At 48.4% G+C, this 19,762-nt stretch carries 19 protein-coding genes; 15 read left to right on the plus strand and 4 right to left on the minus strand.

What is annotated here, in order from left to right; all coding sequences use genetic code 11:
- Window positions 1-9: 9 nt before the first annotated feature.
- Window positions 10-672: a uracil-DNA glycosylase gene (ung, locus tag AYK67_RS04990; RefSeq protein WP_068083139.1), complete on the plus strand. Its 663-nt coding sequence runs from the start codon at window positions 10-12 to the stop codon at window positions 670-672.
- On the opposite strand, the gene AYK67_RS04995 is transcribed toward ung, so the two are convergent.
- A complete protein-coding gene (locus AYK67_RS04995; protein WP_068083141.1) occupies window positions 669-1,193 on the minus strand; it encodes a TetR/AcrR family transcriptional regulator in 525 nt (174 codons plus the stop codon). The genes ung and AYK67_RS04995 overlap by 4 nt on opposite strands.
- A gap of 124 nt (window positions 1,194-1,317) precedes the next feature.
- On the opposite strand from AYK67_RS04995, the gene gatC reads away from it, so the two are divergent.
- The 3 genes from gatC (at window position 1,318) to AYK67_RS05010 (ending at window position 4,073) form a co-directional block, all read left to right on the plus strand.
- Window positions 1,318-1,605 carry an Asp-tRNA(Asn)/Glu-tRNA(Gln) amidotransferase subunit GatC gene (gatC, locus tag AYK67_RS05000; protein WP_068083147.1) on the plus strand — a complete coding sequence of 96 codons (288 nt, stop codon included), beginning with the start codon at window positions 1,318-1,320 and terminating at the stop codon, window positions 1,603-1,605.
- A gap of 47 nt (window positions 1,606-1,652) precedes the next feature.
- Window positions 1,653-3,131 carry an Asp-tRNA(Asn)/Glu-tRNA(Gln) amidotransferase subunit GatA gene (gatA, locus tag AYK67_RS05005; protein ID WP_068083151.1) on the plus strand — a complete coding sequence of 493 codons (1,479 nt, stop codon included), beginning with the start codon at window positions 1,653-1,655 and terminating at the stop codon, window positions 3,129-3,131.
- A gap of 147 nt (window positions 3,132-3,278) precedes the next feature.
- The gene (locus AYK67_RS05010) at window positions 3,279-4,073 is read left to right on the plus strand and encodes an FkbM family methyltransferase (RefSeq protein ID WP_068083153.1); all 795 of its coding nucleotides are present in this window, start codon (window positions 3,279-3,281) and stop codon (window positions 4,071-4,073) included.
- Between the two features lie 10 nt (window positions 4,074-4,083).
- Here AYK67_RS05010 and AYK67_RS05015 read toward each other — a convergent pair whose 3' ends face one another.
- Window positions 4,084-4,620 (minus strand): metallophosphoesterase, encoded by a 537-nt coding sequence (locus tag AYK67_RS05015; RefSeq protein ID WP_068083156.1) that lies wholly within the window; start codon window positions 4,618-4,620, stop codon window positions 4,084-4,086.
- Between the two features lie 158 nt (window positions 4,621-4,778).
- Window positions 4,779-8,444 carry a vitamin B12-dependent ribonucleotide reductase gene (locus tag AYK67_RS05020; RefSeq protein WP_068083277.1) on the minus strand — a complete coding sequence of 1,222 codons (3,666 nt, stop codon included), beginning with the start codon at window positions 8,442-8,444 and terminating at the stop codon, window positions 4,779-4,781.
- Window positions 8,445-9,152: 708 nt separating this feature from the next.
- On the opposite strand from AYK67_RS05020, the gene AYK67_RS05025 reads away from it, so the two are divergent.
- On the plus strand, window positions 9,153-9,983 hold the full coding sequence (locus AYK67_RS05025; protein WP_068083159.1) for a response regulator: 831 nt from the start codon (window positions 9,153-9,155) through the stop codon (window positions 9,981-9,983).
- Between the two features lie 123 nt (window positions 9,984-10,106).
- On the plus strand, window positions 10,107-10,493 hold the full coding sequence (locus tag AYK67_RS05030; RefSeq protein WP_068083280.1) for an NADH:ubiquinone oxidoreductase subunit NDUFA12: 387 nt from the start codon (window positions 10,107-10,109) through the stop codon (window positions 10,491-10,493).
- Window positions 10,494-10,558: 65 nt separating this feature from the next.
- On the opposite strand, the gene AYK67_RS05035 is transcribed toward AYK67_RS05030, so the two are convergent.
- Entirely contained in the window at window positions 10,559-11,218 is a 660-nt protein-coding gene (locus AYK67_RS05035; protein ID WP_068083163.1) for an alpha/beta hydrolase, read from the minus strand.
- A gap of 301 nt (window positions 11,219-11,519) precedes the next feature.
- On the opposite strand from AYK67_RS05035, the gene AYK67_RS05040 reads away from it, so the two are divergent.
- The 9 genes from AYK67_RS05040 (at window position 11,520) to AYK67_RS05080 (ending at window position 19,760) form a co-directional block, all read left to right on the plus strand.
- A complete protein-coding gene (locus tag AYK67_RS05040) occupies window positions 11,520-12,695 on the plus strand; it encodes a cysteine desulfurase family protein (protein ID WP_068083166.1) in 1,176 nt (391 codons plus the stop codon).
- A 142-nt stretch (window positions 12,696-12,837) separates the two neighbouring features.
- The gene (gene sufB / locus AYK67_RS05045; RefSeq protein ID WP_068083169.1) at window positions 12,838-14,310 is read left to right on the plus strand and encodes a Fe-S cluster assembly protein SufB; all 1,473 of its coding nucleotides are present in this window, start codon (window positions 12,838-12,840) and stop codon (window positions 14,308-14,310) included.
- Window positions 14,311-14,393: 83 nt separating this feature from the next.
- Window positions 14,394-15,143 carry a Fe-S cluster assembly ATPase SufC gene (gene sufC / locus AYK67_RS05050; protein ID WP_068083172.1) on the plus strand — a complete coding sequence of 250 codons (750 nt, stop codon included), beginning with the start codon at window positions 14,394-14,396 and terminating at the stop codon, window positions 15,141-15,143.
- Window positions 15,144-15,170: 27 nt separating this feature from the next.
- Window positions 15,171-16,448, plus strand: coding sequence for a Fe-S cluster assembly protein SufD (gene sufD / locus AYK67_RS05055; protein WP_068083176.1), 1,278 nt, complete (start codon window positions 15,171-15,173; stop codon window positions 16,446-16,448).
- Between the two features lie 9 nt (window positions 16,449-16,457).
- Window positions 16,458-17,711 carry an aminotransferase class V-fold PLP-dependent enzyme gene (locus tag AYK67_RS05060; protein ID WP_068083178.1) on the plus strand — a complete coding sequence of 418 codons (1,254 nt, stop codon included), beginning with the start codon at window positions 16,458-16,460 and terminating at the stop codon, window positions 17,709-17,711.
- Window positions 17,712-17,715: 4 nt separating this feature from the next.
- Entirely contained in the window at window positions 17,716-18,111 is a 396-nt protein-coding gene (locus AYK67_RS05065) for an SUF system Fe-S cluster assembly protein (RefSeq protein ID WP_068083181.1), read from the plus strand.
- A gap of 109 nt (window positions 18,112-18,220) precedes the next feature.
- Entirely contained in the window at window positions 18,221-18,598 is a 378-nt protein-coding gene (locus tag AYK67_RS05070; protein WP_068083184.1) for a HesB/IscA family protein, read from the plus strand.
- Window positions 18,599-18,622: 24 nt separating this feature from the next.
- A complete protein-coding gene (gene tenA, locus AYK67_RS05075) occupies window positions 18,623-19,285 on the plus strand; it encodes a thiaminase II (RefSeq protein ID WP_068083187.1) in 663 nt (220 codons plus the stop codon).
- 127 nt (window positions 19,286-19,412) lie between these two features.
- Window positions 19,413-19,760, plus strand: coding sequence for a TfoX/Sxy family protein (locus AYK67_RS05080; protein ID WP_068083190.1), 348 nt, complete (start codon window positions 19,413-19,415; stop codon window positions 19,758-19,760).
- The last annotated feature ends 2 nt before the right edge of the window (window positions 19,761-19,762 follow it).

Raw genomic sequence — 19,762 nt, forward strand, 5'->3', positions numbered from 1 at the left:
GGCTGAGGAATGGATTATAAGTGGCAAGAATTTTTAGAATGTGAAAGTGCGAAATCTTATTATGAAGCACTGATGCATTCAATCGCGGAGCAAGAAGCATTAGGGCACGAGATTTATCCGCCACTTGATGTAAGGTTTGCTGCGTTCGAGATGACAGCGTTTGATGATGTTAAGGTGGTTATTTTGGGACAAGACCCATATCACGGGGCAGGGCAGGCACACGGCTTGAGCTTTTCGGTGCTTGAAGGGGTAAAGGTTCCGCCATCTCTACGTAATATTTACAAGGAACTTCATAGTGACCTTATTACGAGTGTCCCGAGGCATGGCAACTTGAGCGCATGGGCTCGGCAAGGGGTGCTGTTGTTAAATACCTCATTAACGGTGAATGCTGGTACTGCGGGTTCACATAGCAAGTTTGGCTGGCAAAAATTTACAGATGCCGCTATTGGCAAATTAAATGAAGAGCGAGAAGGGCTGGTTTTTGTATTGTGGGGTGCGCCTGCACAGAAAAAGACCACATTAATTGACGAGGCTCGGCATTTGATTTTGAAAGCTCCGCATCCCTCGCCACTATCCGCTCACCGTGGTTTCTTTGGTTCTAAACCCTTTTCGCAAGCGAATACCTATTTGCAAGCAAGGGGTGAAACGCCCATTGATTGGTCGTTGGCCTAGGAATGCTGATGTGGCTTTGCTGCGAAGTCTCCCATGATAAGTCTTTGTAGTACATTGGCAAAGTGATAATTGATTTGTGTTTCCATTGTTTGGGTTTGCCCCCAGTAAAGGTAGATTTGCCGAAAAAAAGTGCGTTGTTCTGCCAGTAACAATTGGCAGGAGGGACGTAAATCCGGCTCTCCTAGGCAGGTGATGAGCGCGGGACCTAGAGGAGTGGAGAGTAGGGCTTGTTCCAAGGCATGAAAGGATGTCTCTAGCTCTTGTTGATAGCCTGTTGTGCCAGCTGGCACATAGGTAACTCTTGAAAAGAAAAAGCGCAGAGTTTCAAGGGACAATTCCGGTTTTCCATTGGGCCAACGGCGGTAAATGGCTTGTTTTGAAGTGTTTGCAGTTTTGACTATTTGAGCCAGATTTGTGCCCGCATAGCCATTTAGGGCGAGGGCATTACATGTGGCTGCAAATATGCGTTTGGTGAGCGCGTCGTTTTGTTTGCGACCAACCGGAGATTTATCGGTACTCATGGGGACCGAAAATAACAATTAGCTGGGTATATGGCAAGGAGAGCGCATTGAATTTGTTCAATTTCAAACATATTGCTAGGTGCAACAAACCATTTTACGGCCATTTTCAAAACAGGAGAGACCCATGTCTGTTGACTTAAAAACAGTCAAACGTGTTGCTGGTCTTGCCCGCATTAAAGTTAGCGATGCGCAGGCAGAAACCATGACCGGTGAGCTCAATGCCATTCTCGGCTTTATCGAGCAGCTTGATGAAGTGAACACAGATAATGTGGAGCCGTTAACATCGGTTGTCGAGCAAACCATGAAGAAGCGCAGTGATGGCGTTCAAGATGGTGGCTACGCTGATAAAGTTGTCGCCAATGCGCCAGAGAGTGAAGATAACTTTTTCATGGTGCCTAAGGTGGTTGAATAACCCTTATGTGCTGTTGGCTTACTTGCCGTTGTTAAAGGAATAAAACCGTGACTAAACTGATTGATTTGACTATCGCTGAGGCGCGCGACAAGCTTGCTGCCCGCGAGTTCTCAGCTTCTGAACTTACCGAAGCCTATATTGGTGCTATTGAAAGTGCGAATGAAAGCCTGAATGCTTATGTCACTGTGACCGGCGATATTGCCCGTGAACAGGCAAAAGCTTCGGATGCCAAAATTGCCGCTGGTGAAGCGCGTCCGCTTGAGGGGATACCTCTTGGCATTAAAGACCTTTACGCAACAAAGGGTGTTCATACACAGGCATGTTCGCATATTCTTGATGGCTTTAAGCCCGAATATGAATCTACCGTAACTCAAAACCTGTTTGATGATGGGGCGGTGATGCTTGGCAAGCTCAACATGGATGAGTTTGCGATGGGTTCTTCTAACGAAACATCCTTCTATGGCAATGTGGTCAACCCATGGCGTCGTAATGGCAGTGAAACTGCGCTGGTTCCCGGTGGTTCTTCCGGTGGTTCGGCGAGTGCGGTTGCTGCGAAAATCTGCGCTGCTGCGACAGCTTCCGATACCGGTGGTTCTATTCGCCAACCAGCAGCGCTTACCGGTACAGTGGGTATTAAACCAACTTATGGCCGTTGTTCGCGTTGGGGCATGGTGGCCTTTGCAAGCTCGCTCGACCAAGCGGGACCGATTGGCCGCACCGTGCGTGATAATGCGATCCTGCTGAAGTCAATGGCTTCCGTTGATGCCAAAGACACAACATCTGTTGATCTGCCTGTGCCGGACTACGAAAGCTTTGTTGGCAAATCCATCAAGGGTATGAAAATTGGTATTCCGAAAGAATATCGTATGGATGGTATGCCTGAGGAAATCGAAAAACTGTGGCAGCAGGGGATTGACTGGCTGAAGGCTGCTGGTGCCGAAATTGTTGAAATCTCGTTGCCACATACAAAGTATGCGTTGCCTGCTTACTACATTGTGGCACCTGCCGAGGCCTCTTCCAACCTCGCTCGTTATGATGGTGTGCGCTATGGCCTGCGCGTGCCGGGTAATGATATTGTCGAGATGTACGAGAACACACGCGCTGAAGGCTTTGGTGATGAAGTGAAACGCCGCGTGATGATTGGTACTTATGTGCTGTCTGCTGGTTACTATGACGCTTACTATTTGAAAGCGCAAAAAGTTCGTACACTCATCAAGCGCGATTTTGATCTGGTTTGGGAAAGCGGTGTGGATGCGATTTTGACACCAACAACACCAGATGCTGCTTTTGCGCCGGGCGAGATTACCGATCCTGTGACCATGTACATGAACGACGTATTTACTGTTACGGCAAATATGGCGGGTATTCCGGGTATGTCTATTCCGGCTGGTTTGAACAAAGACGGTTTGCCGTTGGGGCTTCAGCTTTTAGGTAAACCATTTGATGAGGGCACACTGTTCCAGGTTGGTGAAGTTATCGAACAGGCGGCAGGCCGGTTTGATGCGAATGACTGGTGGACGAAGTAGCTTTACGCGTTTAGGCCCTGGTTTTACTGGGGCCTAAATGAATAGTGCATTTTGCAATATAAAAATATATTAGATAATATTTAAGAATAGTAATTCTCTACTGGTACCGTATTCTGCCTTTTTAGTTATTCACTTAAAGGCATCGCAATGGAACGCACCTCGAGCATTTATTTAGGTGATTATACAGCTCTGACCGTCACAACACGTCATCAAAAAATGTATGTGGACACGCGCGATATATCTGTCGCGCCGCATTTGATGATTCATGGTTATTGGGAAGAGTGGATTACCAAGGTGTTTTTAAAGCTCCTAAAGCCGGGAATGCATTTGATCGATATTGGCGCTAATTTTGGATATTATACCTTGCTTGGTGCGCATGGCGTTGGGCCGCAAGGGCGTGTTACTGCATTCGAAGCGAACCCGCACTTGGTCGGTTTACTAAAACAGTCCGTTGCAATTAATGGTTATGAGTCAATTTGTAAGGTTGTTCAAAAAGCGGTCTACTCTCATCCCGAGAAGTTAAGCTTTGAGATTTGCAACAAGTTTATGGGTGGCTCAAGCCTGCACCTTTCCCATAACGGTGAAGACCATTTGGGCTTTAAGACTGAGCGTATCGAAGTCGAAGCAACTTCACTGGATGATTATTTAGAAGCCAGTGATAAAGTTGATTTCATCAAGATGGATGCAGAACGAAGTGAAGCATTCATTTTGCTTGGTGCTGAGAACCTGCTGTTGCGGTCAAAGCCTATCATATTGATGGAATATAATGACCACATGGTATTGACCCGCTTTGAAGCTCCCTCTGATTTTCTAGCCTACATTGAGGGATTTGGTTACTTTGCTTATGCGGTTGAGCTGGATTCAAGCTTAAAACAAATTAATGCCGATAGGATAGCAACGCTGGGGCACTGTGACATTGTTTTGTCACCCTCTAAACTTTAGGAACTCTGTTTTATCGCTTGGATTTTGCTGTGAATTTTTGTTGTAATTGCAGGGCACTTACTGGCATGTAATTCCAGCAATCAACGCCAACATCTGTTGATTGGTTGTGGTCTGGCAAATTACCATGGGAATGGCCGAATAGATGGATGGCCCCTTGATGTTCTGCGGGCCACGTACGCATGGCATAGTGGCATAGAAAAAAGGGTTGCCGGTTTATTTTTACCGTTAGTTGATCAGTTATTGCTAGTTGCGGTTTGTTTGGATCGTGTGAAACCCAAGGTAGACTAAGCGTTTCAGAATGATCATGGTTGCCTTTGATAAGAGATTTTCGCCCATTCAAGCTTGAGAAAATACTATACAACGAGCCTTTTGGGGCACGGTGAGCAAAGTCGCCAAGCACAAATACATGATCTTTCTCGCCAATAATACTGTTCCAATTGGCAATGAGCTGACTTGTTTGCTCGTCAGAGTCTTTAAAGGGGCGCCTACAAAGATTGATGATATTCTCATGTCCGAAATGCGGATCGGCTGTAAAAAAGAAAGCCATAACTAACCTATATTGGAAAATTACTGCGATAAATATGACTAGTTATATACTTACATAATTTGTTTTCTTAGGAAATTTAAAAATAAAACAAGGCTCTGGATAACCAGAGCCTTGAAATGGTGTTTATTTTTAATTGTTAAGCCACAGAATTTGTGGGCTTAGCTACAGCCGCTGGTCGAGCCGCAAGTATCGCACTTTAGGCATGTGCCATTTCGTACCATAGTAAAGTTACCACATTCCGAGCAGCTTTCACCTTCATAACCTTTCATGCGTGCCTGGGCTACTTGGCTGGCAACTGATGGCTGGCTTGCCGGTTGCGCTGTGCCCACAACGGCTTCTTGATCCTGTTTAAAAGCAGTTGCAATGACAGCGGATTGTGCCGTTAGGGCTCCGCCCAAATGAGCTGTGGGGTCGCCGCCTGGAACAAGACGGAATTTCTCGGTCTGGCCACGAACCAAGCCATGGGAAACAATAGCTGGCCCAGAAGTGCCGTTACTGCTGCCATCGCTTGTGGTGCGAGTGAGCGAGGTGGTGTTGCCAATGGCCTCTGGTGAGACATGTGCCAAATCATGCCGGCCCAAATATGACACGGCCAATTCACGGAAAATGTAATCCAGAATAGATGTGGCATTTTTAATGGCATCGTTGCCCATGACCATGCCTGCAGGCTCAAAGCGTGTGAATGTAAATGCATCTACGTATTCTTCCAAAGGCACACCGTATTGGAGACCAAGGGAAATGGCGATAGCGAAGTTATTCATCAACGAGCGGAAAGCTGCGCCCTCCTTGTGCATGTCAATGAAGATTTCACCAATACGGCCATCTTCGTATTCGCCGGTGGTGAGATAAACCTTGTGGCCGCCTACAGACGCTTTTTGTGTGTAACCCTTGCGGCGGTTCGGAAGCTTTTCTCTTGTGCGTACCGCACGCTCAACAACGCGTTCAACAATTTTTTCTGCGATGGCTTCGGCGCGGGCAGCTTGTGGCTGGGCTGTAATTGCCTCAACAACATTGTCCAGCTCGGCCTCTTCCTCTTCATCCTCCAATAGCTGAGAATTTAGAGGTTGAGACAGTTTTGAACCATCACGGTAGAGCGCGTTGGCCTTCAAACCGAGTTGCCATGAGAGCATATAGGCATCTTTACAATCTTCGACTGTAGCATCATTGGGCATATTGATGGTTTTGGAAATAGCCCCGGAAATGAATGGCTGCGCTGCTGCCATCATACGAATGTGGCTTTCTACGGAAAGGTAACGCTTACCAATGCGGCCACATGGGTTGGCACAATCGAATACTTTCAGGTGCTCTTCTTTCAAGAAAGGCGCGCCCTCAAGGGTCATGGCACCACAAACATGGGTGTTGGCAGCGTCAATCTCTGACTTATTGAAGCCCATATGCTCAAGTAAGTTGAACTCCATATCGTCAAGTTGCTCTTGCGATACGCCGAGTTTTTCACCGAGTAGGGCATCCCCCAGTGTCCAGCGGTTGAAAACAAATTTAATGTCAAAGGCAGATCCTAGAGACGCACTTAGCTTCTCAAGGGCTTCGTCATCAAACCCTTTTGCCTTTAAACTGGTTGGGTTGATAGCTGGTGCTTGGTCGATAGAACCATGACCTACCGCATATGCTTCGATCTCGGCAATTTCCGATGGTTTGTAGCCAAGCTTTTCCAGTGCTTCCGGTACTGCGCGGTTGATGATTTTGAAGTAGCCACCACCTGCGAGCTTTTTGAATTTCACCAATGCGAAATCTGGCTCGATACCTGTCGTGTCGCAATCCATCACCAAGCCAATGGTGCCGGTAGGCGCTATGACGCTGGTTTGCGCATTTCTAAACCCGTGCAATTCACCAAGTGCGAGCGCTTCATCCCAAGAGAGCATGGCGCGCTCGATCAACACTTCTTCTGGGCACGAGATATGGTCTAGTGGAACGGGTGCTGTTTGCAGGCCTTCATAATCGCTTGTTTCGCCATAAGCTGCCCGGCGGTGGTTGCGAATAACCCGCAACATATTTTGTGCGTTTTCTTCATAACGGGGGAAAGCGCCCAATTCGCCGGCCATTTCAGCCGAGGTGGCGTAAGAAACACCTGTCATAATCGCCGTGATGGCACCACATAATGCACGCCCTTCATCACTGTCATATGGAATGCCGGCGGTCATAAGCAAGCCGCCAATATTGGCATAACCCAAACCAAGTGTACGGTACTCGTAGGACTGCTTGGCAATTTGTGCTGATGGGAATTGCGCCATCATCACGGATATTTCGAGCACTATTGTCCAAAGGCGCGTGGCATGTTCGAAGCGTTCATAATCGAAGCTCTTGTCTTCCATGCGGAATTGCAAGAGGTTGAGGGAGGCAAGGTTACAGGCGGTATCATCCAGGAACATGTATTCAGAACATGGATTGGATGCACGAATTTCGCCGCCAGCCGGGCAGGTGTGCCAGTCGTTAATGGTGGTATGGTATTGCAAACCAGGATCGGCAGATGCCCAAGCAGCGTAACCAATTTGCTCCCACAGTTCTTGAGCGCGAACTGTTTTGAGGGTTGAGCCATCAATACGTGCTTTGAGTTCCCAATCCTGATCATTGGTGACGGCTTTTAAAAAGCCATCAGTAATGCGGACTGAGTTGTTGGAGTTTTGACCTGCAACAGTGAGATAGGCTTCTGAATCCCAGTCGGTGTTGTAGGTTGGAAATTCAATGTTTTTGTAGCCTTGACGGGCAAATTGGACCACACGCTGGATGTAGTTATCCGGAATGAGTGCTTTTTTGGCCGCACGCATTTCACGTTTCAAAGCGGGATTTTTCTTCGGATCAAAGCAATCGTCGCCACTGCCTTCACAGTTGACACAAGCGCGCATGACTGCTTGCAAGTGCTTTTGACAGACTTTTGAACCGGTAACGATAGCGGCAACCTTTTGTTCTTCAGTCACCTTCCAGGAAATGAATTCCTCAACGTCTGGATGGTCAATATCAACAACCACCATTTTTGCGGCGCGGCGGGTGGTGCCACCCGATTTAATCGCTCCTGCGGCACGGTCGCCAATTTTCAAGAAGCTCATCAGGCCTGAGGACTTGCCGCCACCTGCCAGTTTTTCGCCATGGGCACGAAGCGACGAGAAGTTGGTGCCGGTACCGGAGCCGTATTTGAACAAACGTGCTTCACGCACCCAAAGGTCCATAATACCATTTTCGTTTACCAGATCATCATCAACAGACTGGATAAAACAAGCATGGGGCTGAGGGTGCTCGTAGGCTGTTTTGGAACGTACAAGTTCTCCACTTTCAAAATCAACGTAATAATGGCCTTGGCTTGGGCCATCAATCCCATAGGCCCAGTGTAAGCCGGTATTGAACCACTGAGGGGAGTTCGGTGCTACTTTTTGCGTAGCCAGCATAAAGCGCAGCTCATCAAAGAAGGCGCGGGCATCCGCTTCGCTATCAAAGTAGCCGCCTTTCCAGCCCCAATATGTCCAAGTGCCTGCCAGGCGGTCAAAAACCTGGCGGGAATCGATCTCCGAGCCAAAGCGCTCTTCTGCTGGGAGCTCCTCAAGTGCTTGCGTATCTGCTTCGCTGCGCCACAACCAAGAGGGGACGCTGTTTTCTTCTATTTTTTTCAAGCGGGCCGGAACGCCTGCTTTACGAAAATATTTTTGTGCCAGAATATCGGCTGCAACCTGTGAGTATTGGGTTGGAACTTGAATGTTCTCTAGGCGGAACACAATGGACCCATCTGGATTACGAATTTCGCTCGTTGCCGAATGAAACTCAATATCAGCGTATGCTGACTGGCCTTCCATCGTGTAGTGCCGTGAAATTTTCATTTCCATTGCCCCCTATGCATATGGCAGACCACTTGGTCTGGATAATTTAGTCAGATATGAACATTGCCGCATTTGTTAAGGGGCTTGCTATTCAATGCCGCCTTAACTCATTTTTGGTCATACCTGTGCCGCTGCTGCCGATAGTTTAAAACAGTTACGTCATAAAAACTATATATGGTAGCTTAATAAATACACATCACAACATATAGACGCGATTGGACAAAAAAAACTGCTTTGAGTTGCGATATGAAGGCTACTCAAATCAGATTTACATTGCCATTTTGAAGAACATCCAAACAATCCGATTGTTCGGTTACGCGTTGCGAATGCGCTAAACCTAGTGTGAATCTGGTGCGAGCGTCAATAAAATTTATTAGTGCATAATGTGTCGAGGAGGGTTTGAGCTACCAAATATAGTGTTGATAAACAGTTAGGCAGGCAAGCAGTTGCGTTCTGTTTTGCAGAAGACTGCGCTTTTAAAGCGTTTGGATGTGATGCCTTAACGTCACAACTTTTTTTGTGGGTTTTTTCTTGTTGTGCGTGGGATAAAAGTGGATAGCTTATATCGTTAATATATGTGTGCAAATATCATTTTAAATTGATGGCGAAACTAGTTAAAATGTTAATTACTCTTTATATGTTCGACTATTAATTGTAATAGGCATTTTATGCATCTCCTGTAGATTTGATTTGATATTGAGGCATTTTGTGAACCACTTTGCGCTTGGTAAAACGACAAATGAGCTTGATATTGTCGTTATTGAAGATTCAAAGCCAGTACAATCTATTTTACGTAGTCTTTTAAGTAGTCTTGAGGTTCGCCGGATTCGTATTTTCGATGGGCCGAAAGATGCGATTCCCGCTATGGCGAGTGAGCTACCGGATATTATTTTAACTGACTGGGTTATGTCTCCTTTATCGGGTTTGCAAATGTTGAACCTCATTCGCCAACCGCAACTAGCCCCTTTATGCTTTGTTCCTGTGATTGTAATTACGGCACACGGGACAAGAGAGAATGTGAACAGGGCCATGCAAGCCGGGGCTCATCACATTTTGGTCAAGCCGATTTCAGCAAGCCAACTTGAAAAGTGTTTATTGAAAATATGCCGCGATACAAGAGAGATGGTGATTGGGGCTGAAGGAATTTTTCAGCTTGCGGGCATTGCTGAGCGCTTGGAGCTGAGTGAAAAGAAGTACAATGATATCCAAAATGCAGAAAAAATCCGTAGTGTTTTGAGTGTGCGTGACAAAGAGAGTGATATTAATGCAGGCGGTAACCGCCAATTTAATAGGGCCTTTGAAGCCAAATATGAAAAGAGCGAGCTACAAAATCCGCGTGCTAAATTATTAAGAGAGAGAAAGCGCGTATCTAAGCAGGTAAACTCAATCAAAATCGATTGGGAGGAAGTGTTGGAAGCGGATCACTCTCAGCATCAACACAAGCACTATGGATACACGAAGGGGTATATGCAGGGCCGTGATGATGTCCGGCGCTCACCGCTTAAACCCGCTTTTGGGGTGCGTAAACAAAAAAAGTGATTGCAATCGTTAAATAGATTGCTGAGTAATCGCGCAAAGGGCTGGACACGTCCTATGTATATGGTCATATTCAGCGCCAATAGTCAGTTATCCCAACCGCTGGAACCGAAGGGGCGCGCGGCAATGAAAAAACTCATAATTCAATTCTTCTCTTGGTGGAATGGTCAGACATGGGGAACGCGATTCTTTACATGGCGTAATGGTGAGCTTGTGGGGCACGACCAGTTTGGCAATCAATATTACCGTCAGAAAAACGGTTCTAAAAGGTGGGTTATTTATAAAGGGCTTGCTGAGCCTTCATTAATACCTGCAGGCTGGCACGGATGGATGCACCATCGTACTGACGAAATTCCTAGTGAAAGCAATTATCAGGCAAAAGATTGGGAGTTGGCACACCAGCCTAACTTAACAGGTACTGCTGGTGCATATCGCCCTAAAGGCTCGCTGCTTAAGGGTGCTCAGCGTGACGAGGTGACTGGCGATTATCAAGCCTGGTCGCCAGAGAGCTGATAGAATTCAATGAATACATAAAAAAGCGGCCGATTGGCCGCTTTTTTTGTGGGTGAAAAGTGAAACTATTCTTCGGTTTCTTGAATCATGCCCAAACGGCGGTCGAGATAATCGGCGCAATTGTCTACCAATAGATCGACGTTATTTTCGAAGAAGTGGTTGGCTCCCGACATTGTTTGATGATCGATCACAATACCTTTTTGTGTCTTCAACTTGTCTACAAGTGCTTGCACATCTTTTTGTGGAACAACCTTATCCTGATCGCCATGTATAATCAGGCCCGAAGACGGGCAGGGGGCGAGGAAGGAAAAGTCATGCAAATTTGCTGGTGGTGCTATGGAGATAAAGCCTTCCACCTCGGGACGACGCATCAACAGCTGCATGCCAATCCATGCGCCAAAAGAAAAACCGGCGATCCAGCAAGACCGCGCGTCGGGATGGATGGTTTGTACCCAGTCTAGTGCTGCTGCTGCATCCGATAATTCACCTTGCCCGTGGTCAAACTGACCTTGTGAGCGTCCAACGCCGCGAAAATTGAAGCGCAATACAGCAAATCCACGTTTTGCGAACATGTAATACATCTGATAGATGATTTGGTTATTCATCGTGCCGCCAAACTGCGGGTGTAGATGTAGTAGGAGTGCAATAGGCGCGTTGCGTTTTTTAGCGGGATGGAAACGACCTTCAAGCCGTCCTGCCGGTCCGTTAAAGATCACCTCAGGCATGAGCGTTGGAAATCCTTTGTTGCTTGCCCTCTGACTATTCAGGGGGCATTGTGTATTCCTGCTATGCAACATATAAACTTGACTGTACAAAGCAGGTTTTATATTCTAGTTTAGAACCATTCGAAACAAAAGAGCGTTGCGGCTTCTATTTGCTCTGTAAAACAAAAATAAAGCGTGAAGCAACGGTGTTCAATTCGAAACTCTAAACACCTTATCGTCAGTGTGAGGGGAAATTTCAAGCTTTGCCGTGAATCATATTGGCATAACTTGCAAAAAGTACCCGTGTTTTCATAAATGAGCCATGAACGTAGAGCAGCAACATACATATTTGGACTATAACGCCAGTGCACCATTGCGCCCCCAAGTGAGAGAGGCATTGTTAGATGCCTACCAATCTCCAGGGAATGCGTCATCGGTGCATTTTTATGGTCGTCAGGCACGTGGTGTTATCGAATCGGCGCGTCAACAGGTGGCTGCACTGGTGGATGGTATCGCAGCAAATGTGATTTTTACCAGTGGTGGCACTGAGGCTAATGTCATGGCTCTAACACCGAACTGGTTGAAAAAAGGCCAAGAATACAAGTTTGACCGGTTATTTGTCAGCGCTGGCGAACATCCGTCTGTGTTGAGTGGCGGGCAGTTTGTGGAAGAGCGTGTGACGCAAATTGCTTTAACTCCTGATGGGTTGCTGGATTTAAACGATTTACGTTCAAAGTTCAGCAATATCGGTGCTGATGAAAAGGTGTTGGTTGCTATACATGCAGCGAATAGCGAGACAGGAGTTTTGCAGCCTCTTGTGGAAATCGGTGTGATTGTCGAAGATGCTGGCCATACTTTACATGTGGATGCTGTACAGGCTGCGGGTCGTTTAGATTTATCCCAGCCAATGATAGCTTGTCATTCAATGGCGATTTCTGCCCATAAATTGGGTGGACCACAAGGCGTGGGGGCTTTGATTTTGGGTCATGGTGATTTTCGCCCCGCACCTATGATGCGCGGTGGTGGCCAGGAGGGATGGCGACGGGCAGGTACCGAGAATATTGCCGGCATTGCTGGTTTTGCAGCAGCCGCCAAACTTGCTGTTAACGAAGAAGAGCGCGCTCGGGTTTTTGAGCTGCATAGTTATCTCGAAGCACAGCTTTCACAAATGAGTGAGAATATTCAAATTATTGGTCAAGAAGTGCCGCGATTGCCTAATACAACTTGTTTTTCAATTGTCGGTATGAGTGCTGAAACTGCGCTTATTGCTTTCGATTTAGAAAAAATTGCACTTTCTTCCGGTTCTGCGTGCTCCTCAGGTAAAGTTGGTCGCTCGCATGTATTAAGCGCGATGCAGCTTGATGCGGCGCAAATAAATGGTGCACTTCGCATATCCTTGGGCTGGAAAAGTACAAAGGCTGATGTGGATCACTTTTTGCAAGCATTATCGAAAATAAGTTTGCGCATGCGCAAAGGGCGGGAAAGGGCCCTACTATAAGCGATGTGCGCAAGTTGCATAATCATGCACATCAAATCGTTCATATAAGCGTAAAAAAGACTGCGTTTATTTGGCAAACACTATAAATACAAAAATATCAATTGACCCCGATGCGGCTTTGAACCGCTTATGGAGTAGGTAAATGGCAGCAGTGCAGGAGACGATCGATCACGTGAAATCGATCGACGTGGATCAATATAAGTACGGTTTTGTCACCGATATTGAATCCGAACTGGCGCCCAAAGGGCTGAACGAAGACATTATCCGTTTCATCTCCGCTAAGAAAGATGAACCGGAATGGATGTTGAACTGGCGTCTGGATGCGTTCCAACGCTGGAAAACCATGGAAGAGCCTGAGTGGGCCAGAGTCAACTATCCGAAAATCGACTTTGAAGATCTGCATTATTATGCAGCTCCGAAAACCCAAGAGGGGCCTAAAAGTCTAGACGAGGTCGATCCGGAGCTGCTGGAAACCTACAAGAAACTCGGTATTCCGCTGTCCGAGCAGGAAGTTCTTGCCGGAATCGCGCCAGAAAACCGTGTCGCCGTTGATGCGGTGTTCGATAGTGTTTCTGTTGCCACAACCTTTAAAGAGGAACTGGCCAAGGCTGGTGTGATTTTCTGCCCGATTTCCGAGGCAATCCGCGAGCATCCAGAACTGGTGCAAAAGTACCTCGGTTCCGTTGTGCCGGTCTCTGACAATTTTTACGCCACGCTAAATTCGGCGGTATTTTCTGATGGGTCGTTTGTTTACATCCCTGAAGGGGTGCGCTGCCCGATGGAGCTTTCTACCTATTTCCGCATTAACGAGCGCAACACCGGCCAATTCGAGCGGACACTGATTATTGCCGAAAAAGGCTCCTACGTGTCCTATCTGGAAGGCTGTACCGCGCCGCAGCGTGATGAAAACCAGCTACACGCCGCTGTTGTTGAGTTGGTGGCGCACGAGGATGCGGAGATCAAGTACTCCACCGTGCAAAACTGGTTCCCCGGTGATAGCGAAGGCAAGGGTGGGATTTACAACTTTGTCACCAAGCGCGGTGATTGTCGTGGCGCCAATTCCAAAATCGCATGGACGCAGGTTGAAACTGGCTCGGCGATCACATGGAAATACCCAAGCTGCATCTTGCGAGGTGATAACTCAGTAGGTGAGTTCTACTCCATCGCCATTTCCAATGGTCACCAGCAGGTGGACAGCGGTACCAAGATGATTCACCTTGGCAAGAACACTTCCTCGCGTATCATCTCCAAAGGGATTTCCGCTGGCGTTTCGCAAAACACCTACCGCGGTCAGGTCTCGGCGCATCGCAAGGCGAAAAACGCTCGTAACTTCACCCAGTGTGACAGTTTGTTGATTGGCGACAAATGCGGCGCTCACACCGTGCCCTATATCGAGAGCAAGAACGCCACGGCCGTATTCGAGCACGAGGCGACAACCTCGAAGATTTCGGATGACCAGATGTTCTATTGCCAAGCGCGTGGACTTAACGAGGAAGAGGCGGTTGCGCTCATCGTTAATGGTTTTGTGCGTGATGTCATTCAGCAATTGCCAATGGAATTCGCGGTTGAAGCGCAAAAACTGATCAATATCTCGCTGGAAGGCTCTGTGGGCTAAAGGCCGTAAAACAGACACAACGATCCAGCACCTAGCGGCCAGCTTAGAGCTGGCGCATGACACGAATTTAAGGACACCATCTCATGCTTGAGATCAAAAATCTGCACGCCGAAGTAGAAGGCAACCAAATCCTGCGCGGTATCGATTTAACTGTTAAGCCTGGCGAAGTACACGCTATTATGGGGCCGAACGGCTCGGGAAAATCTACGCTTTCCTATATCCTTGCCGGTAAGGAAGACTATGAAATCACCGAGGGCTCGATCACCTATAACGGTGTAGATATGCTGGAGCTAAGTGCGGATGAACGTGCGGTTGCGGGTATGTTTCTTGCATTCCAGTACCCGATCGAGATTCCGGGTGTGGCCACCATGACATTCTTGAAAACCGCACTGAATGCACAGCGTGCCGCACGCGGCGAAGAAGAATTATCGACCCCCGACTTTATGAAGCTGGTACGCGAGAAATCCAAGGATCTTAAGGTCACACCCGAAATGCTGCGTCGTCCGCTCAATGTGGGCTTTTCTGGTGGTGAGAAGAAACGTGCTGAAATCTTGCAGATGGCACTGCTGGAACCAACCCTTTGTATTCTTGATGAGACAGACAGTGGCCTCGATATTGATGCGCTGCGCATTGTTTCGGAAGGTGTGAACCAGTTGCGCTCTCCTGAACGCTCGATGATTGTTATCACTCACTACCAGCGCCTGCTGGATCACATTGTCCCTGACGTGGTGCATGTGCTTTCCAAAGGTAAAATCGTCAAGACCGGCGGTAAAGAGCTGGCGCTTGAGCTGGAAGCAAACGGCTATGCCGATTATGTGGGTGAAGAAGCGTAGGGCACGCTGGTAAGGGGAGTTAACTCTATGACAGCACAAAATCAGCGGGTGCTGAGTGCCGCAGAAACAGGATTTGTGGAGGCGTTTGCCGCCACGCATGGCAAACAAAGCGACGGCCTGAGTGAGGCGCGCCGCGCCGCCATGGCCCGTTTTGAAGCAGCGGGGCTGCCGCACCGCCGCATTGAAGAATACCACTATACCGATTTGAAGGCTAAACTACGCAGCGCCATCGCGCTTTCTGCTAGGGCAGAGGTTGCGGCCCCCGGTGCTTTGGGTGAAGTGGAGACGCAAGGTCGTCTTGTTTTCGTCAATGGACGGTTTGATGCTGCCCTGTCGAATGTTGAGGCACTGGCAGGCAAGATTAGCGTTTCTGCATGGGCGGAAAAGGCGGAGGCTCCGGCCCATGACACTGCTGCCTTCCCCCGTGCCGATGCGCTGGTTGATCTGAACACGGCGTTTGTTCAAGGCGGGGCAACCATCACGGTTGCTGGTGGCGAAAAGCTTGAAAAAGCGGTGGAAATCGTGCACGTGGCCAAGGGCGAGGGTGCCAGCTTCTCGCGCATTGATCTGGTGGTCGAAGCCGGTGCTGATGTTTTGGTACTGGAGAGCTATCAGGGCGACAGCGGCGCTTATCTGCGCAATACATTGACCACACTTGAGGTGGGCGATAATGCCAAGCTCACATGGGTCAAGTTGCAAGAGGAAGCGGAAAGCGCGACCCATCTGGCCTCTGCTTCGGCAAATCTTGGCAAGGGTGCCGAGTTGAGCCAGTTCCTGTTTGATGCGGGCAGCGGGTTATCTCGCAGCCAGTTTGCCGTTGCCTTCAACGGTGAGGGCTCTAACGCTGCACTGCGCGGGGTCTCGCTGCTTAAGGGCGACAGCCATGCGGACATCACGCTGAGCGTTGATCACAAGGTGCCGGAATGCGATTCCCGCGAATACTTCAAGGCGATTGTCGATGACAAGGCGCGCTCTGTATTCCAGGGGCAAATTCTTGTGAAGCCGGACGCACAGAAAACCGATGGCCAGATGATGGTGCAGTCGCTGCTGCTCTCGGAAAGCGCTGAGGTTAATGTCAAGCCGGAGCTGGAGATTTTCGCCGATGACGTGCAGTGTGCCCATGGGTCAACCACGGGCGAGATCGATGAGGACTTGTTGTTCTACCTGCGGGCCCGCGGCATTCCGGAAAAGGAAGCACGCAAGATCCTTATTCTTGCTTTCCTTGGCGAGGTCATCGATGAGCTGGACGACGCGCGTATTGGCCCTTTGCTTACCAGCCGTATCAGCAACTGGCTGCATGTTTAGGAACAGATGATGACACAGCCAGTTACTCAGTTACAAACTCAAAACCAGTCTATTGATGTGGCGGCCGTACGTAAGGAATTTCCGATTCTGTCGCGGCAGGTCTACGGCAAACCATTGGTGTTTCTCGATAGTGGTGCCTCGGCGCAAAAGCCGCAGGCGGTGATTGATGCGGTGAACGCTGCTTATTCCGGTGAATATGCCAATGTACATCGCGGCTTGCACTATCTTTCCAATGCCACCACCGACAAGTTCGAGGGGGCGCGGGAGAGTGTTCGCAAGTTTCTTGGAGCACCAAGTGCGGAGCAGATCGTCTTTACCCGCTCGACAACGGAGGCCATTAACCTGGTCTCCTACGGGCTGGAAGAGCAGATCGAAGCGGGTGATGAAATCATCATCTCCATTTTGGAGCACCACTCCAACATTGTTCCGTGGCACTTTCTGCGTGAGCGCAAGGGCGCGGTGATTAAGTGGGCGCCGGTGGCCGAGGATGGCTCTTTCTTAATGGAAGAGTTTGAAAAGCTGCTCAGCCCGCGCACCAAACTGGTTGCCATGACGCAGATGTCCAACGTGACAGGCACTGTGGTGCCGGTGGCAGAGGTAACCCGCAAGGCGCATGCGGTCGGGGCGAAGGTACTGATCGATGGCTCGCAAGGGGCGGTGCATATGCCTGTTGATGTGCAGGCTATTGATGCCGATTACTACGTCTTTACCGGGCACAAACTCTATGGTCCCTCTGGTATTGGCGTGCTTTATGGCAAAGCGGCGGCGTTGGAAGCGCTCCGCCCGTTTAATGGCGGCGGCGAGATGATTAAGGATGTCACGCTGGATGGCGTGACCTATGCTGATATCCCGCATCGGTTTGAGGCGGGCACACCGCCAATTGTACAGGCCATTGGCCTTGGAGCTGCGCTGGAATTTGTCATGCAGCTGGGCCGTGATAATATCGCGGTGCATGAAGCGGCACTGCGTGATTATGCGCAAGCCCGTCTTGATGATATGGATGGCCTGCGCCTTATTGGTACCGCCAAAGGAAAGGGTGCGATCTTCTCTTTCGAGATGGATGGCATTCATGCTCACGATGTTTCGATGATAATCGATCGTGAGGGCGTTGCTGTGCGCGCAGGTACCCACTGTGCCCAGCCTTTACTGCAGCGTTTTGGTGTAACCAGCACCTGCCGTGCCAGCTTTGCCATGTATAACTGCGTTGAAGAAGTCGACGCTCTCGTGGCAGCGCTTGAAAAAGCCCGCAAGATGTTTGGATAGTCCCATGAGTGAGAATGTAAACCGTAGCGAATTCTCCGGTGAGGAGATAGCAGAGACGCAGATCAATCAAAGCTCTGCCATTCCGAGCGAAGAGCTGGAGCAGCTCACCGCCGATATTATCGCGGCTTTGAAAACTGTATATGATCCCGAGATCCCGGTTGATATCTATGAGCTTGGTCTCATTTATAAGGTTGATATCGAGGATGATCGCACCGTTAAAGTGGATATGACGTTGACCGCACCGGGTTGTCCGGTAGCTGGGGAAATGCCGATCTGGGTGCAAAATGCCATTAGCTCGGTTCAAGGTGTTGGCCTTGTCGAGGTGGAAATGGTGTTTGATCCACCATGGGATACCTCGCGCATGTCGGACGAGGCCCGTGTTGCCCTTAACTTCTTTTAGTATCTCCACGCCTTTGCAATGCAAAGGCGTGTTGGTTCCTGCGGTTTTTTACATAAGCCGTTATATTGTGTAAACTGCGAGTAAGACGCATTTGCGCAGGAGGTCAGCTATGGCAGCTAGTTTTCAAGTATTAAGCGTTACCAAAGATGCGGTTGCCCAGATCAAGTCATTGCTTGAAATACAAGAGGGTGTACCCGTTGGGTTGCGTATTTCCATTAAAAAGGGCGGTTGTGCCGGTATGGAATATGCAATGGATATGGTTAGCGAAGCGCCAAAGGGCGATGATGTGGTTGAGGTTGATGGCATTAAGGTCTTTGTAGACCCTTCGGCAACGCTTTACCTTTTAGGGACCGAATTGGGGTTTGAAACCACCAAGTTTCGTTCGGGGTTTACTTTCCAAAATCCGAACGAAGTTTCGGCATGCGGTTGCGGCGTATCTGTTGAACTCAAACCGGCCGATATGTTGAAAGCAATGAAATCCAATTGATTTTACAAATTTGGAAATAATAGGATGACTTTTTTTGATGCGCTGGTTGAAGACAATAAACAGGCATGGAAGCAATATACTGAACATGCTTTTGTCGAGCAGATGGCCGCAGGCACGTTGCCAATTCAGGCTTTTAAATATTACCTTGTGCAAGACTATTTATTCTTGATCGAGTTTGCACGCGCTTATGCACTCGCGATTTATAAAAGTCCCAATATGGCATTGATGCGCAAATCTTTGGATTCAGTACAAACCATTTTGAATGTTGAGATGGGTTTGCATGTGCAGTACTGCCAATCTTGGGGATTGAGTGAGCAAGAAATGCAGGCAGCTGTGCAAGCACCACAAACACTGGCTTATACCCGTTATGTGCTTGATGCAGGGATGCGTGGAGATATCTTCGATTTAAAGGTTGCTCTTGCACCATGCGTTATCGGTTATGGTGAGATTGCCCGTCGGTTGGCGCAGGTACCCAATGCTTTAGATAGCGAAAATCCTTATGCTCCGTGGATTAAGGAGTATTCAGGGGAGGACTATCTTAGGCTCATGGAAGAGGCCAAGACCGAGTTAAACGAATTGGCTCAGGCGTATTTAACGAATGCTCGCCGACCACAAATCATGGAGCATTTTGGTAATGCCACCCGTTTGGAAGCTGATTTTTGGCAGATGGGTCTTGAGCGCGGGTGAGATGCGTAAAAACTAAATAGCTGAAAAATTATCATAATAAAACACAATTAGATCTATGGACCAATCTAAAACACTCGATATAATTACGGGAGAATTAATTAAATTATTACATAAATGAGCATTAAATATGAAAGAGATGGATTTGCAAAAACTGCTGCCCGAAGGCGCTGTTGAGCTTAAAGGCATGTTTGGTGGCTTAGGCCTTTATTGCCAGGGTGTTATGTTCGGCCTATGTGCTGACAACAAGCTATTTTTGAGAAGTGAAACGAATGCCTATAAGTATTTGAGTTATGGGCAGCTGCCATTTTTCGTGCGTATGGGGCAACAGGTATTGCCTATTAGTTTTTACTCGGTTCCCCAGCAAGTGATGGAAGATACAGGCAAAATGAGAAGCTGGCTCATTGATGCCCTCAACGAGGCGCTACGTTTAAAAACACTGGCACAGAAGAAAGAACAGTCGCTAATTAGTGACTAAAC

Origin of the sequence: Polycladidibacter stylochi (genome assembly GCF_001562055.1) — a bacterium.
Taxonomy (GTDB): Bacteria; Pseudomonadota; Alphaproteobacteria; order Rhizobiales; family Stappiaceae; genus Pseudovibrio; species Pseudovibrio stylochi.